Origin of the sequence: Rhodococcus sp. (in: high G+C Gram-positive bacteria) (assembly GCF_049286785.1) — a bacterium.
Classification (GTDB): Bacteria; Actinomycetota; Actinomycetes; order Mycobacteriales; family Mycobacteriaceae; genus Rhodococcus_F.
In genome coordinates this window covers 1-10,345 of sequence record NZ_JBAQEO010000536.1, presented here as the reverse complement: position 1 = coordinate 10,345, position 10,345 = coordinate 1, and the positions used below count along the sequence as shown (strand labels likewise).

Genomic DNA, 10,345 nt, shown 5'->3' with positions numbered 1-10,345 from the left:
TCGCCTATCGTCTTGGTGACGTCGTCGATCTGTCCCAGCGAATGACTGATCAAGTCCCGGTCCCCGTTGAGGCCGGCGACCAACTGCTGCAGTTGATCGACGAGGGCCGCGAACTGGTCCCGGCGGGTGTTGACGGTGCCGAGCACTGTGTTGAAGTTCGAGATCACCTGACCGATGGCCTGATCACGGTCGGCGAGTGCATTGGTGAAAGTACCGATCTGCGAGATCAATTGGCTGATACTTGCCTCCTGGCCGTTGAGTACCTGGATCAACGAGGTCGACAGTTGGTTGGTCTGATCGGGATCGAGCCCCTGGAGAAGGGGCCGGAAACCGTTGACGACCTGGTCGAGATCCAAGGCCGCAGTGGTCTGCTCGAGCGGGATGGGGCCATCGAGTGCGCGCGGATCGAATGCACCCTGGGCCAGGTCGACATACCGGTCGCCGATCAGGTTCTTGTACTTGATCTTCGCCTCGGTTGCGGCGGTGAGAGGCCGCTCGGTGGACAGGGAGAATGTGACCAGTGCCGTGCCGTCGGGATTGAGCGAGACATCGGTGACCTTGCCCATAGGCACTCCTGCGACACGGACATCCTCTCCGTTCCCGAGCCCGGATGCGCTGGAGAACACCGCGCTGTAGGTGTTCGTGCTGCCGAAGCGGAGGTTTCCGACCACCGTCGCCACACCGAATCCGGTCAATGTCGTCACCAACACGAAGATCAGCAATTTCAGGGCTGGCGAACTCTTGGTCATCGCAGACCTCCGGTGAACAACTGCGTGAAGGGGTTGCCGATCAGATCCATGGGGGTACGCGCGGATCGGTATGCGCCGCTTCCGTCGTCGAAGTCGGTGTGGCCCTGCGGCTTGGACGAGTCGTAGCAGGCGACCGGCCCGTCCGCCCGCACGACGGGGAGGTTGGCCGGATTCGTGTAGGGAGGATCCCCCATCAGCAGGGTGCTGAGGATGTTCAATCCGGGCATGTCACTGCCCCCGACTGTTCTTTCGAGGTAGGAGTTGGTCTGGGCCAGGCTCTCGACCAGGCAGGGCAGTGTCGGCGCCCGTTCGGCCAGCAGTTCGGTGGTCGGTGCCAATGAGGACAGCGACTCGGTAAGTGGTGTTCCGCTTGCCTCGAAGAAGGAGCGGCCGCTGTTGCCGAAACTGGTGAAGCTGAGGAGAAACGCTGCGAACTGGTTCTGGTGTTCGGTGATGGTCGTCGCCGTTGTGCTCACATGATCGACGGTCTTCATCACATCCGGAGTCGCGGCCGCCAGGATGTCGGTGGTCTGCGCGCCCTGCACCAGGTCGCGCTGCAACGTGGGAAGACTGTCGTTGAAGCTCGACAGGTAGGTGTTGAGCTCGACCATCGTGTTGCCGAGCGGGTCGCCGCGACCGTGCAGCGAGGTCGCCAACGCGTTCAGTGATCCGTTGACCTTTTCCGGCTCCACGGTGCGCAGCACGGTCACCAACGACTCGAGCAGATCGTTCACCTCTGTTGCCACCTGACCGGTCGAGAGTACCGTTCCTGCCGAGATCGGTTCCGCAGAGGGTGATTCCGGTTGACGGAGGCTGACGAATTTGCGACCGAACAGGGTTGTGGGATCGATTGCCGCCGAGACGTTCGCGGCAATGGATTGTGCGCGGTTCTTGTCGATGTCCATGGAGATCTCGGCCTGTCCGTCGACCAGCTCCACTTCGGTGACGCGGCCGACGACGACCTCGCGCATCTTGACATCCGATCCGGCTTCGAGCATCAACCCGGCGCGCGCGGAGTAGAGCTTGACCGGGATGGCCGAGGTGAAGCTTCCCCGGTAGACGGCGATCGAGGTGGCTGTCGCCAAGGCCCCCAGTACGACCAGGACGAGGCCGAGTGCGACGTAAGCCTTGCGGCTGCGTTCTGCCAGATGTCCACTCATGTCAGCCCGACACCCTTACTGCTCCGGCGGTGCCACCGTAGACGGCGATACCGATGAGTAGGTCGATGACCATGATGGAAATCAGCGACGTTCGAACTGCTCGACCGACCGCGACACCCACACCCGCGGGGCCCCCGCTGGCGTTGTACCCGTGATAGCAGTGCACGCACATCACGACCACGGACATGGCCAGCACCTTGACCGCAGACCAGATCACGTCGCTGGGCACCAGGAAGACGTCGAAGTAGTGCCAGAACGTACCCTCGGCTTGCCCGACCATGTAGACGGTGACCAATTGGGTGGCGGCGTAGCCGATGAACAATGCGACCGAGTACAGCGGGATCACCGCAATCACCCCGGCCATCACCCGGGTGGTGACCAGGTAGGGGAGGGAAGGGATCGACATTGTTTCCATCGCGTCGATCTCTTCGCTCACGCGCATGGCGCCGAGCTGTGCCGTGAAACCGGCTCCTACGGTCGCCGTCAACGCGATACCTGCGATTACCGGAATCGCTTCGCGGGTGTTGAAGAACGCGGAGATGAAGCCGGACAGGGCTCCGATACCGATTCGTCCGAGGGAGGTCGCGCCCTGCTGGCCGACCTCGTAGCCCACCGCGGCAGTCAGCATAGAGACGACCACGAGGGTGCCGCCGATCACGGCGAGGGCTCCGGTGCCCATGCTCACTTCTGCGAGGAGGCGGACCGTCTCGGCGCGGTAACGCCGAAACGTGCGTGGGATCGAGGCGATCGTGTGGCTGTAGAAAGAGAGCTGTCTGCCCATCTCCTCGAGATGGCTGACCGGTGCATCGATCGCTTTGATCGCGACTGCGCCGGTTCTCCGGACCCCCGAAGACTTGCTGGATTTCGACACGAGATTCCCGTCGTCCTTATCGTGCGGCTTCTGTCAGTTGTTCGATCGTGTTCAGTGCAAAGTCAAGGTGGTGATGATCGAATTCGCGAGGAACAGCAGGAGGAAGCTGAAGACCACCGTCTGGTTGACGGCGTCTCCCACTCCCTTCGGGCCGCCGCGGACATTCAGTCCGAGGTGGCAGGCAACCAGACCGGCGAGCATCCCGAACACCGCCGCCTTGATCTCGCTGACGGCGAAATCTCCGAGCCCGGTAAGGATCGAGACGGCGGTGACGTACTGTCCCGGCGACGCGCCCTGCATGTACACGGTGGCGATGTAACCGCCGACGAGACCGACCGCGGACACCAATCCGTTGAGGAACATCGCGATGACGGTGGAGGCCAGCACGCGGGGGACGCAGAGACGGTGGATCGGGTCGATGCCGAGAACCTTCATGGCATCGATTTCCTCGCGAATGGTCCGGGAGCCCAGATCGGCACAGATCGCGGTAGATCCCGCGCCCGCTACGACCAGAACTGTTACTACCGGGCCTATCTCGCGGATGATCGCGACGCCGGCACCGGCGCCACTGAGATCGACCGCTCCGATCTCGGCGAGCAGGATGTTGATCTGATAGACGAACATCATGCAGAAGGGGATCGCCATCAACAGGGCCGGCATGATCGACACGCTGGCGATGAACCAGGCCTGCGACAGGAACTCTCTCAGGTAGAACGGCCGCTTGAACATGTAGTGAAACGTCTCGAGCGACGTCGCGTAGAAAGCGCCCACCGCCCGGGGCGCCACACGCAGCGCGGCCGTGGCCTGCAAACCCCTCGCCTCCGATGCCTGAGTCTTGTCCGGTGATTGCAAATGCCCTCCCGAGCTCATGAGTGAAGCATTGATGTCAGTTGCGTCATCGACATTGGACCGAGCATCACGCGCCACGGTTTGCCGCCTCAACTTCCCCGGGATGCGCAGACGCTGTGTCGCGTAAGGCATCCATGTGTCCTTTGCGGTGTACGTCCTCACACGGCATGAGCTGGGCTGTGGTTTCGCAAATCCGGGCGATGAGAACTCAGATGACAGTGTGGCGCACATCACGCCCTATTGGTTCCGCTCAATGTTCGCGTGCCGCAACGCTCTCCGATATGGTCGCGCAGGCCAAATGGTGGCCTCTGCGGGCCTAAACCAACACAAGTGGGTGTCTTCGGTGCGCGCCGCTCGGTACACGATCGATGCGGTGCTGCGCATTCCTGACCGGTGCGCGATGGCACTTCAAGGCCAGTGCTGGCGCGTGCAGACCGTTTCCGATGTGCATTGTGAGGCAATACTTGTCAGTGATTCACTACCGAACGACTGGAGAGATTCTGATGCATATCACTGTCGACTTCGAGCTGTGTGCAGGTCACGGCCAGTGCCTGCTTGCAGCTCCCGATTTCTTCGATCTCGACGAAGACCCGCAGGTGACGGTCCTCGATGCCGATCCGGGCGAGGAACACCGCGAGGCGGTCCAGCGTGCTGCGGCAATGTGCCCCGCACAGGCGATCAAGGTCTTCGGCTGACAATCCCTTCGCAGGCCCGCGTCCTGTGGCCACACCGGTGGCTCACAGGACACGGGACGACCGGGTTCACTCGTGGACGTGGACTACGCCGAGCGTCTCCTCCGCGTAACTGGCTCGGATATTCTTCTTGTCGAACTTGCCGACGCTGGTGCGCGGCACCTGATCGATGAATGTCCAGCGCTCCGGCAGCCACCACCGGACGACCTTGTCCTGCAGGTACGTCCGCAAGTCCTCGGCGGACACCTGGGCCCCCGGCTTCACGACGACCGCAGCCAAGGGTCGTTCCTGCCACTTCTCATCCGGCACGCCGATCACAGCAGCCTCCAGGACCGCGGGATGGCCCATGATCAGATTTTCCAGTTCGACGGAGGATATCCATTCACCGCCCGACTTGATCACGTCCTTGGCACGGTCGGTGAGAGTGATGAAACCGTGTGGGTCGATCCTGCCGACATCACCGGTCCTGAGCCATCCGTTCGAGAACTTCGACGTGTCGGCGTCCTGGTAGTACGAGCCGGTGATCCAGGGCCCGCGGACCTCGAGTTCACCCACCGACCGACCGTCCTCGGGTAGCGCCTCCCCGCGGTCGTCGACAATCCGGGCCTCCACACCGCAGACGGCCCGGCCCTGTGTGGAGCGAAGAGCCCAGCGCTGCTCGGGCGGTGTGTCGGCAGGCGGGCGTGCGAGGGCGGCGAGCGGCGATGTCTCGGTCATCCCCCATGCCTGCAGGACCGGCACGCCGTACTTTTCCTCGAACGCTTGCATCAAGGAGAGGGGGACCGCCGAACCACCGCACGCGACGAGCCGCAGCGAGGAGATATCCCGCCCCGGATCGGCATCGAGACGCTGCAACACGTCGTTCCAGATGGTCGGGACGGCACCGGCGATTGTGGGCCGCCCAGTCTCGATCATGTCGATCAGCGGATCGGCCTGCAGAAAACGGTCGGGAAGCAGGAGGTCGGCGCCCGCCATCAGCGCGGCATACGGAAGGCCCCACGCGTTGGCATGGAACATCGGCACGACCGGCAGGATGCGATCGCCCTCGCCGATAGTGAGCCCGTTCATGGTGCACGCCGCGGTGGAATGCAGGTACGTCGAGCGGTGGCTGTACACCACACCCTTCGGGTTTCCGGTGGTTCCGCTGGTGTAACACATTGCAGCTGCAGAGTTTTCGTCGAGTTCCGGCCACGGGTACTCGACGGGTTCTCCCGAGATCAGGTCGTCGTAGCGCACTACCGTTTTCCCGGAAGCGACGAGAGCGTCGATATCACCTTCGCCCGTAGCGACGACCGTATGCACCGTCGGCAACTGGGGCAGAATCGGGGCCAGCAGAGCCGCTAGCGACAGATCAACGATAATCACTCGGTCTTCGGCCTGATTGGCGATGTACGCAATCTGGTCGCTGGGTAGCCGGATGTTGAGCGTGTGCAGGACTGCACCCATCGACGGCACCGCGAAGTACGTTTCGAGATGTTCCTGGTTGTTCCAGAGGAAGGTCGCCACGCGCTGATCGCCGGTGACACCGATGCGGTGCAGCGCGTGTGCCAGCTGCGCCACCCGCGCGCCGAACTCGCGGTAGGTGGTGGTGCGGAGGCCGTTCGTGGTGGCGGTGGATACGACTCGGTCGCCGTGGACGTGGGTACCGTGTCGAAGTATTGCCGTGACGGTCAAGGGAAAGTCCTGCATGGTGCTGTACATCGATGTACCGCTTTCTCTCCAAATGTGTTTTGTGCTGGTGCCCGGGCGGATTCAGTCGAGGTTGACCCAGACCGATTTGGTCTGGGTGTAGCTGAGCAGGGCTTCCTCGCCGAGATCCCGCCCATAGCCGGATTCCTTGTAGCCCCCGAACGGTGCAGCCGGGTCGAGCATGTTGTACATGTTCATCCACACGGTGCCGGCCTCCAGTGCGTGTGCGACTCGGTGACCGCGCTTGAGGTCACTGGTCCAGAGTCCGGCTGCCAGACCGTACTTCGATGCGTTCGCGCGTTGCACGACCTCACGCTCGTCCTCGAAAGTGAAGACCGACAGCACCGGCCCGAAGATCTCCTCGGCGGCGACGCTCATCTCGTCGCGAACACCGGTCAAGATGGTGGGCCGAAGGAAGTAACCATCGCTCAGGTCTCCACCGGGACGGTCTCCGCCGCAGACCAGCGTTGCGCCCTCCTCGATACCCGAAGCCACGTAGCCCTGCACCCGCGCCAACTGCGTCGACGAAATGAGCGGACCCATGTCGTTCTCCTCGGCCAGCCCGTGACCGAGCGTGATGGCCCCGGCCGCCGCGGTGAGCTCCTCGAGCAACTCGTCGTGCGCGTCCTTGTGGACGAACAGGCGCGATCCGGCGCAGCACACCTGCCCTTGATTGGTGAAGATCGCCGCGAGTGCGCCTTGAGCTGCCGCAGCCAGATCGGCATCCGGGAACACGATATTGGCCGATTTGCCGCCCAGCTCCAGGGTGACCCGTTTGAGGTCTGCCGCGCTCGCGGCAACGATGCGACGTCCGGTCGCGGTCGAGCCGGTGAAGCTGATCTTGGCGATGCCCGGGTGGTCGAGGAGGGCCTGACCCGCTTCGTTTCCGTATCCGGTCACCACGTTCAGCACTCCCGGCGGCAGCCCGGCCTCGATAGCCAGCTCCGCCAACCGGAGGGCGGTCAGCGACGTCATCTCCGACGGCTTGAGGACGACGGTGTTCCCGGCAGCGAGGGCAGGGGCGAGCTTCCACGAGGCCAGCATGAGGGGGAAGTTCCACGGCACGATCGCGCCGATCACCCCGAGGGGTTCGCGGCGGGTGTAGACGAACGCCTCCCCGACCGGCGGCGACACCGGAAGCGTCTGACCACCGAGTTTGGTGGTCCAGCCGCCGTAGTACCGCCACACGGCACCGGTGATTCCTACATCGATGAAGCGGGACTCGTTGATCGGTTTGCCGTTGTCGAGCGTTTCGAGAATTGCCAGCTCTTCGGCGTTCTCCTCGATGAGTGTGGCGAGGTCCATCAGTGCCCGCCCGCGTGCCGCCGGGCTGAGACTCTGCCAGACCGGCAGGGCGGCTGTCGCGGCGGTCACCGCCCGGTTCACATCGGCAGCGGTTCCCGCGGCGATCCGTGTCAACAGCGCGCCTGTCGCGGGATCGAGCGTGTCGATCTCACCGCCCTGATCCGCTGCGCTCGCACTGCCACCGACGAAGATGCTCTCCGCGGCCCGCGAGAGCAGTGGTCGTACCAGTTCCGGTACCTCAATTTGTATGGCAGTCATTCGCGTTCGCCTTTCTGCTCGAATCCGACACCTGGACTCTGACGCGGAACAACGGCGAGCGCGACGCACCGACAGGCCAACTCTGGCCTCCACGGGCCGCGGTGGCTTTTCAGAACGAGTGAACGGCTAGGAGCGTGGGTCGGTAACACGCCGAGCGGGGTGTTCAGCCGATGGTCGGGTGTGCGAGATGATGGGGCGTGCCTGATGATCTCGATGATGGTGGGTTGTTCGAGGTAGACCCTGCGCAGCGGGTCGAACCCGATTTCGGGGTGCCGAAGCCGCCGGTGGACAAGACGTTCCGGGCGTTCGACCCGGATCAGGGGTTGTTGCTGCCGCCCTCGCTCGACGACTGGCTGCCTGCCGAGCATCTGGCCCGGTTCATCGCCGAGCTGGTCGACGAGCATCTGGACCTGTCCCGGGTCCGCGCCGCCTACACCGAGGGCCGCGGCGCCCCACCCTATGATCCGCGGCTGATGGTGCGCATCCTGCTCTACGGATACACCACCGGGGTGCGCTCGTCTCGGGCGATCGAACGCAAATGCACCGATGTCGTGCCGTTCCGGTGGCTCGCCGCGGGGGCGGCCCCCGACTATCGGGCGATCGCCCGGTTCCGCACACGGCATCTGTCCGCGCTCGGACACCTGTTCGTGCAGGCGTTGGCGTTGTGCCAGGCCGCGGGCATGGTCCGGCTGGGCCGGGTCGCCCTGGACGGGACGAAGGTGCGGGCGAACGCCTCCAAACGCAAGGCGATGAGCTACGCCCGCATGTCGGAAAAGGAGAAGGTCCTCGCCGACGAGGTCTCGGCCCTGCTGGCCGAGGCCGACCGGATCGACAGGGCCGAAGACGCGAAGTTCGGTAGGGATAAGCGCGGCGACGAGCTGCCCGAGGAGCTGCGGCGCCGCGAAACCCGGCTGGCGACGATCCGGGAGGCGAAGGCCGCCCTCGAAGCCGAGGCGCGGCAGGCGGCGCGGGAGCGGGCCGAGACGAAGGCCCGCGACCGCGGAGACGACGATGACACCGCCGCCGGCGCGGGCGCCGCCGCGGCGGAGAAGGCAACACCGAAACCGAAGGCGCAACGTAACTTCACCGACCCGGACTCGAAGATCATGCTGACCGGCGACGGCGCCTTCGGACAGTGTTACAACGCGCAGGCCGTGGTCGACGAGGACCACCAGGTGATCGTGGCCACCGACGTGAACACCAACGCCGCCGATGTCGGCAATCTGATGCCGATGACCGAGCAGGCCGCCGCGAACACCGGGCAGGTCCCGGAACAGGTCCTTGCCGACGCCGGCTACTGCTCGGCCGACAACCTCGACCGGGCCGCCGAGTTCGCCGACGAACACGGCACCGAGTTCTATGTCGCGACCGGGCGTCGGCGCCGCGACGACCCACCAGCGGTGGCCTCGCGCGGGCGGATCCCCAAGTCCGCGAACGGCAAGCAACGCATGGCCCGCAAGCTGGCCACCCGGAAGGGCAGCAAGGTCTACGCCCGACGGAAGGCCATCGTCGAGCCGGTCTTCGGTCAGATGAGCACCCTGCAGAACGCCAAACACCTGCTGCTCCGTGGACTCGACCAGGCCCGCGGGGAATGGCTGCTGCTCGCCGCCTGTCACAACCTCCGCAAGCTCCACGGCGTGGTCGGGGTCCACGGCCTCGCGGCCCTCGCCGCGAGCTGACCGGCAAGGCAGCCGCCACCCACAACGCCGGGACGGACCCGCGCAACCTGCGTCCATGCCGAACCCATCTGCCCACCCGCCGCCGCGCAATCCACTCCAGCCGCACCATCGCGACGACACCAATTGGCAATACCGACCCAGGCTCCTAGATCACGCACCGCCACACCCCGACTTTTTCAGGTCGAAGTAGCTAGGAAGGTAGGTCGTCCGTGTCGAGCAGCCCGACCCGTCCAGCCATCGCAGCAGCGGCAATCCGGTTACAGACGCCGAGCTTGTGCAGCAGGGCGGCCACCATCCGCTTGGCGGTGCGCTCGGAGACCAGCATGCGCTTGGCGATGTCGACCGTTTCCATGCCGGTGGCGAGGAGCATCCACAGCTTCAGATCCTGGGCACCGAGTTTGTCCATCAACTCGGCGGACGGCGTGCGGGCCTTGCTCAGCAACGCGTTCAGGACCGAGCCGTCGATGACCCGAAACCCAGCCGCGATAGTGCGCAACGGCCCGACCAGGGCATCGGGCTGCGCGGTCTTCGGTAGAAACCCGTCCGCACCCGCGCGTATGGCTTCCTCGGCAAGGCCGAGGTCATCGGTGCCGGATAATGCCAGAATTCGTGTACCTGGGTGCAGCCTCTTGATGTGGCGGATCGCCGCGACGCCTCCGAGTGGTGGCATGGACAGGTCGACGATGGCCAGGTCCGCGCCGGTGGTCGCCACCAGGTCGGCTGCCTCCTCCACGTATGCGGTTCGTCCGGCAACCGTGAACAGCTCACCCCAGTGGTGGGTGAGCAGCAAGGCGAGCCCTTGGGCGAAAAGCTCGTGATCGTCGACAATCACGACGGTGTTTGGCTCTTCGGTCATTGGCGCGATGGTAACTTATGGCCGTTCGGATGTTCAGAGATTCCGGGGTGCCCGTGGTTCCAGAAGTTTCAGGTGGCGGCGCGGATGACGATGCCTGAGCGTCTTCGTTCGCTGATGCCCGGACTGAGCGATTACGGCCTGGCTCGGGTCGTGGTAGCGGTACGTGCCGCGACCGTCGTGTCGCTCGGTGTCCTGCTGGCCGTGGGGCCCGAGTGGGTGCGTGAGCGCGCCATGGCC

Annotated in this window: 9 protein-coding genes; 2 read left to right on the top strand and 7 right to left on the bottom strand. The window is 64.5% G+C overall.

All coding sequences use genetic code 11. The features are described 5' to 3' along the window. From WAW17_RS19435 to WAW17_RS19420, 4 genes are all read right to left on the bottom strand, one after another. The coding region (locus WAW17_RS19435; protein ID WP_422334562.1) for an MCE family protein at window positions 1–749 on the bottom strand (749 nt) is incomplete at its 3' end. After that, the gene (locus tag WAW17_RS19430; RefSeq protein WP_422334561.1) at window positions 746–1,909 is read right to left on the bottom strand and encodes an MCE family protein; all 1,164 of its coding nucleotides are present in this window, start codon (window positions 1,907–1,909) and stop codon (window positions 746–748) included. The genes WAW17_RS19435 and WAW17_RS19430, both read right to left, overlap by 4 nt. Before the next feature lies 1 nt (window position 1,910). Then, the gene (locus WAW17_RS19425) at window positions 1,911–2,690 is read right to left on the bottom strand and encodes an MlaE family ABC transporter permease (protein ID WP_422334565.1); all 780 of its coding nucleotides are present in this window, start codon (window positions 2,688–2,690) and stop codon (window positions 1,911–1,913) included. A gap of 141 nt (window positions 2,691–2,831) precedes the next feature. Next, window positions 2,832–3,509: an MlaE family ABC transporter permease gene (locus tag WAW17_RS19420; RefSeq protein ID WP_422334564.1), complete on the bottom strand. Its 678-nt coding sequence runs from the start codon at window positions 3,507–3,509 to the stop codon at window positions 2,832–2,834. 623 nt (window positions 3,510–4,132) lie between these two features. On the opposite strand from WAW17_RS19420, the gene WAW17_RS19415 reads away from it, so the two are divergent. Further along, window positions 4,133–4,324 carry a ferredoxin gene (locus WAW17_RS19415; RefSeq protein ID WP_422334560.1) on the top strand — a complete coding sequence of 64 codons (192 nt, stop codon included), beginning with the start codon at window positions 4,133–4,135 and terminating at the stop codon, window positions 4,322–4,324. A 66-nt stretch (window positions 4,325–4,390) separates the two neighbouring features. Here WAW17_RS19415 and WAW17_RS19410 read toward each other — a convergent pair whose 3' ends face one another. Together WAW17_RS19410 and WAW17_RS19405 are read right to left on the bottom strand one after the other, a co-directional pair. Continuing rightward, window positions 4,391–6,022, bottom strand: a complete 1,632-nt coding sequence (locus tag WAW17_RS19410) for a fatty acid--CoA ligase (protein ID WP_422334559.1) — start codon at window positions 6,020–6,022, stop codon at window positions 4,391–4,393. A 51-nt stretch (window positions 6,023–6,073) separates the two neighbouring features. Further along, entirely contained in the window at window positions 6,074–7,573 is a 1,500-nt protein-coding gene (locus tag WAW17_RS19405; protein ID WP_422334558.1) for an aldehyde dehydrogenase family protein, read from the bottom strand. 284 nt (window positions 7,574–7,857) lie between these two features. Here WAW17_RS19405 and WAW17_RS19400 point away from each other — a divergent pair, with 284 nt between their 5' ends. Further along, a complete protein-coding gene (locus WAW17_RS19400) occupies window positions 7,858–9,252 on the top strand; it encodes an IS1182 family transposase (protein WP_422334563.1) in 1,395 nt (464 codons plus the stop codon). A 190-nt stretch (window positions 9,253–9,442) separates the two neighbouring features. Here the strand turns inward: WAW17_RS19400 and WAW17_RS19395 are convergent, their stop codons facing one another. Continuing rightward, window positions 9,443–10,108 (bottom strand): response regulator, encoded by a 666-nt coding sequence (locus tag WAW17_RS19395; protein ID WP_422334557.1) that lies wholly within the window; start codon window positions 10,106–10,108, stop codon window positions 9,443–9,445. Between the last annotated feature and the right edge of the window lie 237 nt (window positions 10,109–10,345).